Origin of the sequence: Flavobacterium ardleyense (assembly GCF_033547075.1) — a bacterium.
In the GTDB taxonomy this organism is placed as follows: Bacteria; Bacteroidota; Bacteroidia; order Flavobacteriales; family Flavobacteriaceae; genus Flavobacterium; species Flavobacterium ardleyense_A.
In genome coordinates this window covers 1,525,165-1,540,156 of the sequence record NZ_CP137891.1, presented here as the reverse complement: position 1 = coordinate 1,540,156, position 14,992 = coordinate 1,525,165, and the positions used below count along the sequence as shown (strand labels likewise).

Annotated in this window: 14 protein-coding genes; 8 read left to right on the top strand and 6 right to left on the bottom strand. The window is 36.0% G+C overall.

Features of this window, described 5'->3' with window-relative positions; genetic code table 11:
* Positions 1–52: 52 nt before the first annotated feature.
* Together SBO79_RS06655 and SBO79_RS06650 are read right to left on the bottom strand one after the other, a co-directional pair.
* Positions 53–961, bottom strand: a complete 909-nt coding sequence (locus SBO79_RS06655; RefSeq protein WP_318643286.1) for a lytic transglycosylase domain-containing protein — start codon at positions 959–961, stop codon at positions 53–55.
* A 21-nt stretch (positions 962–982) separates the two neighbouring features.
* On the bottom strand, positions 983–1,666 hold the full coding sequence (locus SBO79_RS06650) for an alpha/beta hydrolase (RefSeq protein WP_318643284.1): 684 nt from the start codon (positions 1,664–1,666) through the stop codon (positions 983–985).
* A gap of 309 nt (positions 1,667–1,975) precedes the next feature.
* Here SBO79_RS06650 and SBO79_RS06645 point away from each other — a divergent pair, with 309 nt between their 5' ends.
* From SBO79_RS06645 to SBO79_RS06635, 3 genes are all read left to right on the top strand, one after another.
* Positions 1,976–2,284: a GNAT family N-acetyltransferase gene (locus tag SBO79_RS06645; protein ID WP_318643282.1), complete on the top strand. Its 309-nt coding sequence runs from the start codon at positions 1,976–1,978 to the stop codon at positions 2,282–2,284.
* A gap of 17 nt (positions 2,285–2,301) precedes the next feature.
* The gene (locus SBO79_RS06640) at positions 2,302–2,652 is read left to right on the top strand and encodes a hypothetical protein (protein WP_318643281.1); all 351 of its coding nucleotides are present in this window, start codon (positions 2,302–2,304) and stop codon (positions 2,650–2,652) included.
* Positions 2,653–3,130: 478 nt separating this feature from the next.
* A complete protein-coding gene (locus tag SBO79_RS06635) occupies positions 3,131–3,553 on the top strand; it encodes a hypothetical protein (RefSeq protein WP_318643279.1) in 423 nt (140 codons plus the stop codon).
* A gap of 69 nt (positions 3,554–3,622) precedes the next feature.
* Here SBO79_RS06635 and mtaB read toward each other — a convergent pair whose 3' ends face one another.
* Positions 3,623–4,957 (bottom strand): tRNA (N(6)-L-threonylcarbamoyladenosine(37)-C(2))-methylthiotransferase MtaB, encoded by a 1,335-nt coding sequence (gene mtaB, locus SBO79_RS06630; protein WP_318643277.1) that lies wholly within the window; start codon positions 4,955–4,957, stop codon positions 3,623–3,625.
* Positions 4,958–5,168: 211 nt separating this feature from the next.
* On the opposite strand from mtaB, the gene SBO79_RS06625 reads away from it, so the two are divergent.
* From SBO79_RS06625 to SBO79_RS06615, 3 genes are all read left to right on the top strand, one after another.
* Entirely contained in the window at positions 5,169–6,773 is a 1,605-nt protein-coding gene (locus tag SBO79_RS06625; protein ID WP_318643275.1) for an ABC transporter substrate-binding protein, read from the top strand.
* Positions 6,774–6,855: 82 nt separating this feature from the next.
* Positions 6,856–7,281 carry a PepSY-like domain-containing protein gene (locus SBO79_RS06620; protein WP_318643273.1) on the top strand — a complete coding sequence of 142 codons (426 nt, stop codon included), beginning with the start codon at positions 6,856–6,858 and terminating at the stop codon, positions 7,279–7,281.
* Between the two features lie 152 nt (positions 7,282–7,433).
* Positions 7,434–9,680: a M1 family metallopeptidase gene (locus tag SBO79_RS06615; protein ID WP_318643271.1), complete on the top strand. Its 2,247-nt coding sequence runs from the start codon at positions 7,434–7,436 to the stop codon at positions 9,678–9,680.
* A gap of 61 nt (positions 9,681–9,741) precedes the next feature.
* On the opposite strand, the gene aspA is transcribed toward SBO79_RS06615, so the two are convergent.
* The 3 genes from aspA to SBO79_RS06600 form a co-directional block, all read right to left on the bottom strand.
* Complete coding sequence (gene aspA, locus SBO79_RS06610) at positions 9,742–11,163, bottom strand: aspartate ammonia-lyase (RefSeq protein WP_318643269.1); 1,422 nt, start codon at positions 11,161–11,163, stop codon at positions 9,742–9,744.
* A gap of 52 nt (positions 11,164–11,215) precedes the next feature.
* Complete coding sequence (locus SBO79_RS06605) at positions 11,216–12,391, bottom strand: GlmU family protein (RefSeq protein WP_318643267.1); 1,176 nt, start codon at positions 12,389–12,391, stop codon at positions 11,216–11,218.
* A 426-nt stretch (positions 12,392–12,817) separates the two neighbouring features.
* Positions 12,818–13,069, bottom strand: a complete 252-nt coding sequence (locus SBO79_RS06600) for a type B 50S ribosomal protein L31 (protein WP_318643266.1) — start codon at positions 13,067–13,069, stop codon at positions 12,818–12,820.
* Positions 13,070–13,313: 244 nt separating this feature from the next.
* Here SBO79_RS06600 and SBO79_RS06595 point away from each other — a divergent pair, with 244 nt between their 5' ends.
* Together SBO79_RS06595 and SBO79_RS06590 are read left to right on the top strand one after the other, a co-directional pair.
* On the top strand, positions 13,314–13,859 hold the full coding sequence (locus SBO79_RS06595) for a DUF4199 domain-containing protein (RefSeq protein ID WP_318643264.1): 546 nt from the start codon (positions 13,314–13,316) through the stop codon (positions 13,857–13,859).
* 8 nt (positions 13,860–13,867) lie between these two features.
* On the top strand, positions 13,868–14,839 hold the full coding sequence (locus SBO79_RS06590) for a glycosyltransferase family 2 protein (protein ID WP_318643262.1): 972 nt from the start codon (positions 13,868–13,870) through the stop codon (positions 14,837–14,839).
* The last annotated feature ends 153 nt before the right edge of the window (positions 14,840–14,992 follow it).

Genomic DNA, 14,992 nt, shown 5'->3' with positions numbered 1-14,992 from the left:
ATTAAAATAAAAAAAAGCTGAATTCAATTAAGAATTCAGCTTTTTTTATGCCTTATTTTTTTCGTTCGTATCCTTTTGTCGGAATTTCTATAGTATAGTTTTTCTTAGAAGGATTCATTAATTGCCTATCGCGAAGCCAAGGATTGTGAATCTTTAATATTTTATAATTGATGCCTTGCGCATTTGCAAAGTCAGCAAGATCTGTGATTGAACTATCAACTTGTACTTTCCTAACTGGAAGATTGGTGTACAATTCAGAAATATTCACATCAAAACCGTATTTGTGCGGATGTTCCATTATTTCTTTCAGAGCAAGAATTCTAAAAACATATCGCGCAGTTTCTTCGGTTAATAAAACATCATAATAATCATTGACCTTCTGATTTTCCAATTGTCTGGTAACACCAAAGTTTCCACCGTTGTAGGCTGCAGCTGCCGAAGTCCAATTTCCGAATTTCTCTTTACTTTTTAGCAAATATCTACAAGCAGCTTCGGTTGATTTAACCAAATGGTATCTTTCGTCAACAAAATCATTTACTTCCAGACCGATTTCTTTTGCAGTTGCAGGCATAAACTGCCAAACTCCTCTAGCTCCTGCTGACGAAACTGCATTTACCAACGCACTTTCGATAACTGCTAGATATTTAAAATCGTCAGGTACACCATATTTTGCAAGAATTGGTTCGATTACCGGAAAAGCTCTACCCGCTCTTTTGATAATAATCAAAGTAGAAGCGTCAAGATTTGCATTTACAAGTAATTCGCGTTCAAACCGCTCACGTACATCATCAATTTCTAAAGGCGCTCTTTCACCTGCAAAATCAACTTTTTCTGGGTAATATCGAACTTTAGGTTCTACATTCTTTACTTCCTGACTATCTGCCGAAGCAGCATTTATCAACAATCCACTTACCATTATAAGTCCCAATGCAGCAATACCTTGCTTTACCTTATTTATCATACTTTTTGTTCGTTTAAAAATTTATTCTAAAATATTTTGATTTGTATCCTCGAGAATAATTCTTGGCAAATTCTCATTAAACCATTTATAACGGTTAATAATCATTATATGAGTACCACCTTCCACCTTAATATACTCTTTTATATTCTTTGCAGCAAAAATTTCGTCCGCATCTCCATTAATATGTACCACGTTTGGATCTGCCTCTGCCCTATTCCAATGGATAATTTTATCTATACTCCACTTTAAATACTCGGGATCTCGAACAGAAAGATACTTTTCATACAATTCCAATCGTCCATTGATATGATTTCCTAACGGATATTTACGCAAAGTATTTTCCACTTTTAAGAAAGTAGCAATAGGTAGCAATTTATAGCTGCTAGTAGCTTTTGCAAATTTCATAATAGAAGGCAATTCCTCCTTACTTTTTATGCTCGAAATTATAATAGTCTTCCTCACGTGCAAATGTCTTGCCATTTCCTGCACGACAATTCCTCCAAAGGACACACCAATCAAAACAGGGTTTGGAAGTGTTACCAAATCTGCAACTCTCGCCGCGTAATGGTCTAATGATTCAGATTCATTTGGCATAAGCCACTCTAGTTTATGAATTTCAAAAGTATCTGCGGGCAAATCAATATATTCAAAAATAGAAGAACTTGCCGCTAGACCTGGCATCAGATATACAGGGATTTTTTTCATTTTTAGTAAAACGTAATTTTAGAAATCGTTTAAAGGCGAAAATAATGTATTCAAGCTTAAAGATTGATTCCTTTGCGAAATTTATAACAGAAACGAACCGCTCTTTTGCGAAATTATGAATACATATTTTTGTCCTCTTTTGAAAACTGCTTTTATTTCAGTAACTTAGCGAGTGCTAAATTAAACAGAATGCAGATTTCTTTTTATCTCAAAACAATTTTTCCGGTATAGTTTCATCATTAAATTGAGTTGCTTCAAGCGGAAAAAATATTTGCAAACCCACCTTTAACAGCTCAAAATTTGATCAATATGGAAATTAAAGATAGTACTCTTATGGAAATTAAAGACAATACTTTTCTACGTCAATTTGAAACCCACCACAACGATGAATTAGTTTCGGTAGAATATTCCTTTCAAGATAGAAAGATTTTTCTAACCAAAATTCACACTCCCGATAATTTTGAGAACGAAGAATTTATAAATACCCTTCTTGACGAAATAATGGCCTTTGCCTACGAACGCAAACTCAAAGTTGTTCCAGTACTTCCGAAAATCGCCAAGTTCTTCAAGAAAAATACAACTTACCGAGATTTACTTCCACCCGGAATTAGAATTTAAAACCCCACCGTTTATTTATGCTTTCTGAAGAAGACAATCAAGCAATCCTTTTATTTTTCGAAAATATTCCCAAATACTACAACTGCAAAACAGAAATAGTGGAAGGAATTTATGCCCGCACCGAAGATTTTGATGCCAACAATACCACTTGGAATCTATCTGAATTTGTGCTAATCCGCTCTGCTTATCGCAAAAACGGCAATAGATTGATGATGGAAGGCGACAAAATGTATTATGAACTCTCCGCTGGAATCATCGTCAAATTTGACCAAGTCGGTAGAGATAAATATGAATTTATTGAGCAGTATAGCAGTACGGTTTTTAGGATTACTAAGATAAGGTTTCATTTGAAACCTGGTGGGAAATAGAGTTCTTTGTTGGTTAAAGTGGAGGTTATTTGTATATATTTGAGTTGTACGCAAAAATAAGCTAGTAAACACTTTAGAAGCAATAATATCAACAAAAAGCAAAGATGTGAATGGATGAAAAACTTATAAATGCAAACAGATCATCACAATTGCTCGGGTTTTCGCCTAAATAGAGCGATTTTTGTCCTTGGGGCATATATGCTTAAAGGAAATTCTCACTTCATTAACCATAAATCGTTTTTTGCGAGAAAATTTAGCTGAACTACTATATCTTAATTAAATGAACCGTTTTTCAATTTATAATAAATCATCTAAATTTTATTGGAGTAACAATAGAGTTATCTATCCAATAATATTTACTTGTTTACTTATTTTATTATTAAAAAACGGAAGTGGAGTTTTAGAAAAAAGTGCGGTTAACAATATTCTGCTCGGAGCAATCCTAATCACCTTTGTTTGCGGAATAGTTTTAAGCCTTATGGGAATTCCAAAAACTGAACCTTTGCGAGGTGAAATTGATGGGTTTCTAACCTTTGAAAAAAATTCAATTGAAATAGAAAACGAAGTATTTTGTCTTGAAAAAATTGAAAGTATTGAGATCTCAAACGGTGACTATTACGGTAAAATAATCAATCCTGGAAGAGGGAATTTTAATAGTATTAGGTCAAACGGAGTTGCGAATTTTATAAAAATAAAATTGTATTCTGGTAAATTGAAAATATGCAACTTTCAATTATTCAACTCTTATGACATGCAAGAAATAAGAAATGAATTAATAAATTATTATATTAATGGAAAGATGGAGTTAGAAAATTTAACAAATATTCTGGGCGAAAATACCAATAAAGAAATTGCTACTTTAAAAGTTGAAATTGAGAAGTCCATCACTGCAATCAAATAAAAATTTCTTGGCTGCAAGCCAAAAAAATGAAATATCGGTTCTGATTACTGAAAGCAACTCTCTCTTCCCCTACACCACCGCAACCTTCTCCACAAAATTCATTCTCACACTACCATCTTCATCAATTGTAGTAAGTTCAATTTCGTGTAGCGTATTCACTAATTCTGGATTCCAAGGGGTTTTTACTTTTACGTAGTTTTCGGTAAATCCGTGGATATAGCCCTCTTTGTTATCTGATTCGAAAAGTACCGTTCTAGTTGTTCCCAATTGAGATTCGTAAAAAGCTCTTCTCTTTTTCACCGACAATCCTCGTAGCATCTTGCTTCTTTTTGAGCGCACATTTTTAGCAACTGGATTTGGAATATCCACCGCTTCGGTATTATCACGTTCACTATAGGTAAAAACGTGTAAATAGGAAATATCCATTTCATTTAGGAAGTTGTAAGTTTCAAGGAAATGCTCGTCCGTTTCGCCTGGAAAACCAACGATTACGTCCACACCAATACAAGCGTGTGGCATTACTTCGCGGATTTTCGCAACTCTTTCTGTGTACAACTCGCGCATATAACGGCGCTTCATCGCTTTTAGAATATCGTTACTTCCCGATTGCAACGGAATATGAAAATGCGGAACAAATGTTCGGCTTTTCGAAACAAATTCGATGGTTTCATTTTTCAATAGATTTGGTTCTATCGAAGATATTCTCAAACGCTCAATTCCTTTTACTTCGTCAAGTGCTTGAACCAGTTCTAGAAAAGTATGTTCGTGTTTTTTATTTCCAAATTCACCTTTACCGTAATCACCGATATTTACACCAGTAAGCACGATTTCTTTAATATTTCTCTGCGAAATTTCTTTTGCGTTTTGCAACACATTTTCGATGGTATCACTTCTCGAAATTCCTCTCGCAAGTGGAATTGTGCAGTAGGTACATTTATAATCGCAACCATCCTGAACTTTCAAGAAAGCACGAGTCCTATCTCCTATCGAATAACTTCCTACATAAAAATCTGCCTCCGAAATTTCGCAAGAATGAACCTCACCAAAATCATTTTTAGACAAATCATTTAGATATTGAGTGATATTGAATTTCTCAGTCGCACCCAAAACCAAATCCACACCATCTACAGCGGCAAGTTCTTCAGGTTTTAATTGCGCATAACATCCAACTGCGGCAACAAAGGCTTTTTCGTTCAACTTTAATGCTTTGCGAACAACGTGCTTAAACTGCTTATCAGCATTGTCCGTAACTGAACAAGTATTGATAACATAAATATCGGCAACGTCTTCAAAATCAACACGATCAAAGCCTTCGTCCTTAAAATTACGAGCAATCGTTGATGTTTCTGAAAAATTTAGTTTGCAACCTAAAGTATAAAAAGCGACTTTTTTCTTTGTTTCCATAGTGGTAATTATTTGCACAGAAATTTTACTTCTGCCTCCCTCGACATTCAATGTTCATTTATTTCTAAGCTTTTGAAGGCTTATTCTAATAAAGAACAGATTTCTAAACGCCTGCAAATTTACGGACAATAATCAAGAAATGAAATCTGATAGTATTATATTTGTTTTTGTTTGAATTTATTTCAAAACTCACCTAAATTTTATAGTCAGAATGCGCCTTTCCAAATATCTTCCTCTCTTATTTTTCCCACTTCTGATGCTTGTATCCTGCAATTCAAAAAGCACCGATACCAACGATCAATTGGTTTTTCGCTATAATGAAAGTGCGAATATCACTTCTTTGGATCCAGCATTTTCGAAAGTGCAATCAAATATTTGGGCTTGTAACTTACTTTTCAACGGATTGGTTCAGCTTGACGAAAGTCTTAATATCATTCCTGATGTTGCCAAATCTTGGAAAATTTCTGAAGATGGAAAGAAATATTCTTTTATAATTCGAAATGATGTAAAGTTTCATAAAAGCGAATTGTTCGGAAAAGACAGCACTCGAACTGCAAACGCGTATGATTTTGAATACAGTTTCGATCGACTTCAAGATCCTTCGAATGCTTCGCCAGGTAGTTGGATTTTGCAAAATGTCGAAAACTTTAAAGCTCAAAACGATAGTATTTTCGAAATAAATCTTCAGAAACCATTTCCTGCATTTTTAGGATTATTAGCGATGAAATACGCTTCGGTTGTTCCTTTAGAAATTAAAACAAATAAACGTTATAATTTTAGAGCACATCCAATTGGGACTGGGCCTTTTCATTTTAAATTGTGGGAAGAGAATATAAAATTGGTGCTTCGGAAGAATCCTGATTATTACGAAAAAGATGCAAACGGAAAATCCTTGCCTTATCTCGAAGCGGTTGCGATCACTTTTTTACCGGATAAGCAAAGTGGCTTTCTGCAATTTATACAAGGAAAATTAGATTTTATCTCCGGTTTAGATCCATCTTACAAAGATGAAATTCTGACCCAAGTTGGAGATTTACAACCTAAATACTCCGAGGATTTCAAAATGGTTTCTGGTCCTTATTTGAACACCGAATATTTGGCGTTTAATACCGAAAATGGTTCGGCGGCAAGCAAAGACAAACGTATTCGACAAGCATTGAATTTGGGTTTCGATCGTGAGAAGATGGTTTTATACCTTCGGAATAATATGGGAATTCCTGCAACTGGCGGAATTATTCCTGCGGGATTACCGGGATATTCGGCTACTGCGGGTTATAATTACAACCCCGAAAAAGCTAGAGAATTGGTTGCGGATTATATCGCTGAAACTTCGGATAAGAAACCTACGATTTTGCTAAGCACCAATGCTTCCTATATAGATATTGCGGAATTTCTGCAGCGAGAATGGCAGAAAATTGGGATCGACGTTCAGATTGATGTGAGTCCACCTTCTACTCTACGACAATCAATTGCCACGGGAAAACTGAACTTCTTTCGCGCAAGCTGGATTGCAGATTATCCTGATGCCGAAAATTATTTGTCCTTATTTTACAGCAAGAATTTTGCTCCTAACGGTCCTAATACAACTCATTTTAAAAACGCAGAATACGATCGACTTTACGAATCATCTTTTACCGAAACGGATGATAAAAAACGAATTGCACTTTACGAAAAGATGGACAAAATAATGATTGAGGAAGCTCCAATCATTCCGCTTTTCTATGATAAAGCAGCTAGATTTACCAGAAAAAATGTCGTAGGCTTGGGAATAAATCCTCTGAATATGCTTGATTTAAAAAGAGTTCAGAAAAAATAACCCTTTAATAATTTAATATTTACTACTTTTAAACTTCTTTTAATTAATTCTTTTAGAACAGAATAAAACAACAACAACAACTATGAAAAGTGTACTAACTATAATGATGTTTTGTAGCGTTTGGTTTGCCAATGCACAAGAAACTGTAATTAAAAAAAATGACTTGCCAAAAGCGGCTCAAGAATTTCTAACCAAAGAATATGCTGACAATGCGTGGGCAATTGGGAAGAAAGATCTAGGATCTCGCAGTTTAAAGTATAAAGTGACACTTGCAGATGGAGCAGAAATCGAATTTGACAAAGACGGGCAATGGAAAGAAATAGATGGAAAGGGAACTCAAATTGGAGCTCACTTTATTCCAAATAAAATTTCTCAATATGTAAAAGCAAATTACCCTGGACAAAGTTTTACAAAAATCGATAAAAGCGATCGCAAAATTGAAGTGAAATTAACCAATAAGGTTGAATTAGAATTCACAAAAGATGGCGACTTTGTGAAAATTGATTAAGTTTTTAAAATTCATATTACCACTAAAGCTTCAGTCCTTCTGAAGCTTTTTTTTGTTTAAATTCAAAATAATAAAACAGTTTTGAGTATCTAAAACTTTTAGTAGTTTTACCCGTTGATACTCAAAGCAACATCCTAATTAAAATCCTCCTAATGTTTCAACGAACTTTTAATATTTTTTCGCTTTATGCACTTTTGCTATGCGGAATAACTTCAGTGGCGCAGGCACCATCAGCCAACAATAATTACAGTTATCTTGATGCCTTTGCACCAATATTCTATACTTCTAATGGAAGTACAACCCGTTCAGCAAGCGGACAGCCGACTGCAAACTATTGGCAGAATTACGCTAACTACAATATCAAAGTAGAGCTGAATGACAAAACGGACGAATTTAGCGGAAGCGAAATAATTACCTACACCAATAATAGCCCGGACAATCTTTCATTTCTATGGATGAATGTTGATCAAAATCTATTTGATAAAGATTCTCGCGGAAATGCAGTCATTTCTTTGCAAGGCAGCAGAAATGGCGCGAAAGGTGAAGTTTTTCACGGTGGACACAAAATAAAATCTATCAAATTACTTTCAATCAACGGAAAGAAAGCAAAATCTCAAGCTTTAAAATTTAGCATCAGCGATACTCGAATGAAAGTTTATCTGCCTGAAAATCTAGCTTCAAAAGGAGGAGAAATTCAGTTTCAAATCGATTTCGGATTCACATCGCCTACTTATGGATCAGATAGAATGGGAATCCTAAACACCAAAAACGGAAAAATATACAGCGTTGCGCAGTGGTATCCGCGTATGTGCGTGTACGATGACATTCAAGGTTGGAATACACTTCCATATTTGGGTGCAGGAGAATTTTATTTAGAATATGGTAATTTTGATATCGAAATCACCGCTCCTTCAAATCATATTGTTGCTTGTTCGGGTGAACTTCAAAACCCAGAAGAAGTCTATACTGCTACCCAATTGGATCGTTGGAAAAAAGCTAGAGAAAGTGATGCAACCGTAATTATTCGCTCAGCAAAAGAAGTGAAATCTAAGGATTCTCGCCCAACTGGAAAAGCGATGTTGACTTGGAAATTTAAAATCGAAAACTCCAGAGATGTGGCTTGGACTTCATCTGCAGCATTTATAGTTGACGCAGCAAAAATCAATCTACCGAGCGGAAAAAAATCGCTAGCTATTTCGGTCTATCCAGTAGAAAGCGACGGTAAAGCTGCGTGGGGAAGATCGACTGAATATACAAAAGCATCAATCGAAAACTACTCAAAAAGATGGTTTGAATATCCGTACTCTACAGCAATCAACGCCGCAAGTATCGCGGGTGGAATGGAATATCCTTCGATTGTTTTTTGTAGTTCAGAATCTAAAGGAAAGGATTTATGGGATGTTACCGATCACGAATGGGGACATATTTGGTTTCCGATGATCGTAGGATCAAACGAGCGTAAATTTGCTTGGATGGACGAAGGTCTTAATACTTTTCTGAATTCGCTAAGCACAAAAGATTTCAATAATGGTGAATATGATCAGGCAGGTCCTAATATGCATCAGTCTTCTTCCTATTTTACAAATCCTGCTTTGGAGCCACTGATGACGGCTCCTGATGGATTAAAAGAGGCAAATCTTGGAATTCTTGCTTACTGGAAACCTGCGGCAGCATTGACAATTTTGCGAGAACAAGTTCTGGGAAAAGAAGTTTTTGACGAAGCCTTGCGCACGTACGTAGAGCGTTGGGCGTACAAACACCCAACTCCATTCGACTTTTTCCGTACCATGGAAAATGTTTCTGGTGAAAATCTAAACTGGTTTTGGAGAAGTTGGTTCTTAAACAACTGGCAGTTTGACCAAGCAGTAACTTCGGTGAAATATGTAAAGAATAATGCAAAGTTAGGTGCGATTATTTCTATCGAAAATTTAGAAAAAATGCCAATGCCTGTTACCATCGAAGCGAAGCTGAAAAGCGGAAAAACGATGAGAAAGAAACTTCCTGTCGAAATTTGGGAACGCAATAAAACGTGGTCTTTCGTTCTAGATTCTACCGAAGAAATTGAAACTGTAACGATTGATCCTGACAAAGTTTTCCCGGATATCAATAGCCGAAATAATGAGTGGAGCGCGAAGAAAAACACTTTAGAAAAAGATCTTGTGGCTACAGAATTTGTTGGAAAATACTCAAGTGCTATTGCTCCAATGATCTTAACCTTTACAGCAGAAAACAATATTTTAACCGCAAATGTAGAAGGTCAAGCTTCTTTTCCACTTGAATTTGCTGGAAAAAATAAATTCACACTTGAAGAAGGTGGTTTAGAATTTACCTTTTCGGATGATAAGCAGACAATGACACTTGTGGTAAACGGTCAGAGCATCGAGTTCCGCAGAAGCTAGAAAGCAAAAAAAAATGCGTCAACCTAAGTTGACGCATTTTTTTTTATAAAAGAGTTTCGAACTACTTATTTGGATTGTGATTTACCTTGTCCATTTGCGGCGCAAGCATATTTGCTGGGTCCAAAATTTTGTCCATTTCTTCCATAGACAAAATATTATATTTTATCACAAGATCATAAACCGAAGCGCCAGTTTCCAAAGCTTCTTTGGCAATTTTTGTACTATTTTTATATCCAATATGAGGATTTAATGCAGTCACAATTCCAATGCTATTCATTACCATCGCTTTGCAATGTGCTTCGTTTGCGGTAATTCCGTCGATACATTTTGTTGCGAGGGTTTGCATTCCGTTAGATAGCAGTCTCATCGATTCTAAGATAGAAAATGTCATTACGGGCTCCATAACATTTAGCTGCAGTTGTCCTGCTTCGGCTGCCATAGTTACGGTCAAGTCATTTCCAATAACTCTAAAGCAAATCTGATTCATCACTTCTGGAATTACAGGATTTACTTTCCCAGGCATAATCGAAGATCCTGGCTGCATTGCTGGAAGATTAATTTCATTAAAACCACAACGAGGTCCTGACGAAAGCAAGCGCAAATCATTACATATTTTCGAAATCTTAACCGCCATTCTCTTCAAAGCCGAAGAATAAGTCACATAAGCTCCAGTATCTGGAGTTGCCTCAATAAGGTTGCGAGCAGTTGTAAATTTATGCCCTGTAATTTTGGATAAATTTTCAGCACATAATTTTGCATAACCTGGAGCAGCATTCAATCCTGTACCAATTGCCGTTGCACCCATATTTATATCCAAAAATAGCAAAGTACTCTGATTGAGTCGCTCTATGTCATCTTCAAGATTCACCGCGTATGCTTCAAATTCTTGACCCAAAGTCATTGGCACCGCATCTTGAAGTTGCGTACGACCCATCTTAATCACGTGCTTAAAACTTTCTCCTTTTGCTCTAAAAGAATTAATTAGGGTCTGCAAAACTGAAATTAATTGCTCGTTTGCATTTATTGCCGCAAGCTTAATTGCCGTTGGATAGGCATCATTTGTAGATTGCGAAAGATTGACGTGGTCATTAGGAGTAACAACCTCATAACTACCTTTACTGTAACCCATCATCTCGTTGGCACGATTGGCAATTACCTCGTTAATATTCATATTAGTCGACGTACCTGCACCACCTTGAATCATATCAAGTGGAAAATCTTGATCAAATTTCCCATCAATTACTTCTTTAGCGGCTTCAACGATTACATTTTTGATATTTTCGTCAAGGAGTCCTAAAGTAAAATTTGTTTCGGCCGCTGCCCATTTTACATAAGCAAGCCCTTTTATAAACTGCGGAAAATCAGAAAGCAATACTCCCGAAATTTGAAAATTCTCGACAGCACGCTGCGTTTGAACTCCGTAATATGCCTCTTCCGGAACCTGAAGCTCCCCTATCAAATCACTTTCTAATCTATATTTCATCGCTTGTACTATTTATTATTATTCTGCTTGAATGGCTTACTATTGCTGAGAGTTAATCCTTACGCCACTTTCTAGTTTCCTCAAAAACATGTTCTAAAATGTATTGCTCTTTGTCATCAAATTCAATTCCCCTTCGGGCCATTACGATACGTGTAGTTTCAAAAGCTTTCTTGGTCAAATAAGTCGAAAATCCTGATGCGCCACCCCAAGAAAAACTCGGAACAAAGTTTCGTGGAAATCCAGAGCCGAAGATATTCGTACTCACACCAACCACAGTTCCGGTATTAAACATGGTATTAATACCACATTTACTGTGATCACCCATCATCAAACCGCAAAATTGAAGTCCTGTTTTGGCGAAACCTTCAGTTTCATAGCTCCATAATTTCACTTCTTCGTAATTATTCTTCAAGTTGGAATTATTAGAATCCGCACCAATATTGCACCATTCGCCAAGCACACTATTTCCTAAAAATCCATCGTGTCCTTTGTTAGAATATCCAAAAAGTACCGAATTATTTACTTCACCACCAATGCGAGAATGTGGACCAACCGTAGTGGCACCGTACACTTTTGTCCCCAACTTTACTTGCGCACCTTCGCAAAGTGCAAAAGGCCCACGAATTACAGATCCCTCCATAATTTCGCTGTTGCGTCCTATATATATAGGTCCAGTCGAAGCATTTAAAGTAACAAATTCAAGAGATGCCCCTTCTTCAATAAAAATATTCTCTGGATTAATTGCATTCACACTTTTCGGAATTCGCTCTGATTGTTCACCTTGAGTTAGCAAAATAAAATCTTCGCGTAAAGCGGCATCGTTTTTCTGAAAAATATCCCAAGTATGCTCAATCGTCAGGCAATCTTGGTCAAATTCAATGGCTTCGTAAGTGTCAAAATCTACATCTTCTTGATCGTCGGTAGTAAAAAATGCAATCACCTGATCGTCTTTAAAAATAGCTTGATTTTGTTCAAGATTTTTAATCATTTCCACCAAAATATCGTTCGGCAAATACGATGCATTAATCATAATATTCTCCGGCATTTCGACCATCGGATACTTCATGGACAAATATTGCTCGGTCACCGAAGTGGTTGTCGTTTGCAAATATTTCTCCCATTTCTCGCGAATTGTCAAAATCCCCACGCGAATATCCGCAACTGGTCTGGTAAATGTAAAAGGCAATAGCGCATTTCTAGCCGGCCCGTCAAATAGAATGTAATTCATTTTTCTTGTCTTGAATTTTATGAACTCAAAGTTACAAAGTTTTTAGTCTAATCGCGGTCGATTCTAAAAAAAGCTTAGTCGTAAAGATTTGAAATTTTTCTTTTTATTTGGGCGAGCCCGGCGCCACCATTGCAAGAAAAATGCGACAGTCTTATAGATGTTCAGTTACTATTTGACGCCTTTATTAAGCGCCGGTCAGGCTGTCCGTTCCCAATCTTTGTTGTAGCTTATGCTTCGCAACGCCACAACAAAGGATTTGCACTGCCATCCTTCTCGCAAAATCATCCCAAACTAGGACATTTCGTTATATATAAACCACAAAAAATAAGCACAAAAAAAAAGTAGTAAACAATGTTTACTACTTTTCTATGAGGTACTATCTTCGCTTCATCTGAGAAAAACTCGGTCAGAAACTCTGGCAGTAAATTATTTCGCGTGTTTTGCGTATTTTGTTTTAAATTTATCAATACGTCCTGCAGTATCGATAAGTTTAGATTTACCTGTATAAAATGGGTGAGAAGTTCTAGAGATCTCCATTTTCACTACTGGGTATTCAACACCATCGTGCATAATAGTTTCTTTTGTGTCTGCTGTAGATTTAGTAATAAAAACATCTTCGTTTGACATGTCTTTAAATGCAACTAATCTGTAATTTTCTGGGTGAATTCCTTTTTTCATTTTATTAAGTGTTTCTTGTTGCTATTGCTTTTGTTTCGAGGCTTCTCTCTTTGACAAGAAAAGGTATAAACTCAACAACAGTTTTTAGCTTGCTTGTTTATAATTATAAGTCTGCAAATTTACACTATTTTTTCAATATACAAATCGTTTCTAGTATTTTATTTTTAGATAGCTTGATGCCTTTATTGTATGTTGTATATCTTGAATTGCTATATTTGTATTATAATTCTAAAAACTCCCTTCTATGAAAGACATTACTACTCAATCTCCTGCAAAAGCTGGCTTATTTCTAGGTTTAATATTCGGTCTGATTATGATCTTTGAAACAGTCATTGGGTACGTAATGGATATAAATCCAGTCTCTTACCCCACTTACGGACTTGTTTTGAATTTTTTAAACTTTTTAATACTTCCACTAATCTTAATTTATCTAGGTTGTATAAACTTTAGAAAGATGAACGGTGGATATGCAAGTTTTGGCGAATGTCTAAAAGTTGGAGTAACTATCTGTGTAATTGCTGGGCTAATTGCTGGTGTATTTACAGTGGTTTTTAATGCAATTTTTCCAGAATATGTTGAAGAACTGATGAGAAAGACTCGTTCGGTAATGCTAAGCGATAATTCCGACATGACCGAAGAGCAAGTAGATATGGCAATTTCTGTTACTCGTAAGTTTATGAGTCCCTTTATTGCAATACCTTCTACAATCGCAATTTATGCATTTATAGGTTTACTTTACTCGCTAATTATAGGTGCAATCGTAAAGAGAGATCGCAACCAAAGTTTCTAAAAAAATATATGAATTTATCTATAGTAATCCCTTTACTTAACGAAGACGAATCGCTGCAGGAATTGCACGATTGGATTGTTAAAGTAATGCACGCCAACGGTTTTTCGTACGAAGTAATCTTTATAGACGACGGAAGTACGGACAGATCTTGGAAAGTTATTGAAGATCTTATTTCACTGAATCCTAATATAAAAGGAATTCGGTTTTTACGTAATTACGGAAAATCGCAAGCTCTGCATGCCGGTTTTGCGCGGGCCAAAGGCGATGTAGTCATTACTATGGACGCTGACCTGCAAGACAATCCAGAGGAAATTCCAGAAATGTACCATCTTATTAAGGAAGAAAATTACGATTTGATTTCGGGCTGGAAAAAGAAACGCTACGACTCGGTGATGTCAAAGAATCTACCTTCCAAATTATTTAATTGGGCAGCGCGAAAAACATCTGGCGTAAAACTCAATGATTTTAACTGCGGATTGAAAGCTTATAAAAATGTAGTTGTAAAAAACATTGAAGTTTCTGGCGAAATGCACCGCTATATACCTGTATTGGCAAAAAATGCCGGCTACGGAAAAATTGGCGAGAAGGTTGTAAAACATCAAGCTCGGAAATATGGTGAGACAAAATTTGGAATGAACCGTTTTGTAAATGGTTTTCTAGATTTAATTACCATCTGGTTTTTAAGTAGATTCGGAAAACGTCCTATGCACCTTTTTGGCGCTATGGGATCCATTATGTTTATCATAGGACTTGTATCGGCAGGATTTATTGGAATTAATAAACTAATCAGGTTGTACAATGACCTGCCAACGATATTGGTGAGCAGCAATCCTTGGTTTTATATTTCACTCGTAACGATGATTATTGGAACACAATTTTTTCTTGCGGGTTTTCTTGGCGAAATTATTCTACGAAGCAAAGGACATCAAGATCGATATAAAATAGTGGAAAGTAGCAATATTGCCGAACTGCAGGAATAGACTTGAAATAAAAACTTCGGTTGAAGTTTTAAAAAAATTATGAATACTAACGTAGAGCCCTAGCCCCGATTGCAACGGAAATCCTTTTATGTTTTTTCTTTTTAGAAAAACATAAAAGATTGTAGAGGAAAGCGGGAAATAGCTCCAAAAAAA

Excerpts from the sequence above, each read along its gene's own strand:
- SBO79_RS06615 (WP_318643271.1), top strand. The coding sequence starts at position 7,434 with ATGTTTCAACGAACTTTTAATATTTTTTCGCTTTATGCACTTTTGCTA.
- aspA (WP_318643269.1), bottom strand. The coding sequence starts at position 11,163 with ATGAAATATAGATTAGAAAGTGATTTGATAGGGGAGCTTCAGGTTCCG.
- SBO79_RS06635 (WP_318643279.1), top strand. The coding sequence starts at position 3,131 with ATGGGAATTCCAAAAACTGAACCTTTGCGAGGTGAAATTGATGGGTTT.
- SBO79_RS06625 (WP_318643275.1), top strand. The coding sequence starts at position 5,169 with ATGCGCCTTTCCAAATATCTTCCTCTCTTATTTTTCCCACTTCTGATG.
- SBO79_RS06645 (WP_318643282.1), top strand. The coding sequence starts at position 1,976 with ATGGAAATTAAAGATAGTACTCTTATGGAAATTAAAGACAATACTTTT.
- SBO79_RS06640 (WP_318643281.1), top strand. The coding sequence starts at position 2,302 with ATGCTTTCTGAAGAAGACAATCAAGCAATCCTTTTATTTTTCGAAAAT.
- SBO79_RS06650 (WP_318643284.1), bottom strand. The coding sequence starts at position 1,666 with ATGAAAAAAATCCCTGTATATCTGATGCCAGGTCTAGCGGCAAGTTCT.
- SBO79_RS06595 (WP_318643264.1), top strand. The coding sequence starts at position 13,314 with ATGAAAGACATTACTACTCAATCTCCTGCAAAAGCTGGCTTATTTCTA.
- SBO79_RS06600 (WP_318643266.1), bottom strand. The coding sequence starts at position 13,069 with ATGAAAAAAGGAATTCACCCAGAAAATTACAGATTAGTTGCATTTAAA.
- SBO79_RS06655 (WP_318643286.1), bottom strand. The coding sequence starts at position 961 with ATGATAAATAAGGTAAAGCAAGGTATTGCTGCATTGGGACTTATAATG.
- SBO79_RS06620 (WP_318643273.1), top strand. The coding sequence starts at position 6,856 with ATGAAAAGTGTACTAACTATAATGATGTTTTGTAGCGTTTGGTTTGCC.
- mtaB (WP_318643277.1), bottom strand. The coding sequence starts at position 4,957 with ATGGAAACAAAGAAAAAAGTCGCTTTTTATACTTTAGGTTGCAAACTA.
- SBO79_RS06605 (WP_318643267.1), bottom strand. The coding sequence starts at position 12,391 with ATGAATTACATTCTATTTGACGGGCCGGCTAGAAATGCGCTATTGCCT.
- SBO79_RS06590 (WP_318643262.1), top strand. The coding sequence starts at position 13,868 with ATGAATTTATCTATAGTAATCCCTTTACTTAACGAAGACGAATCGCTG.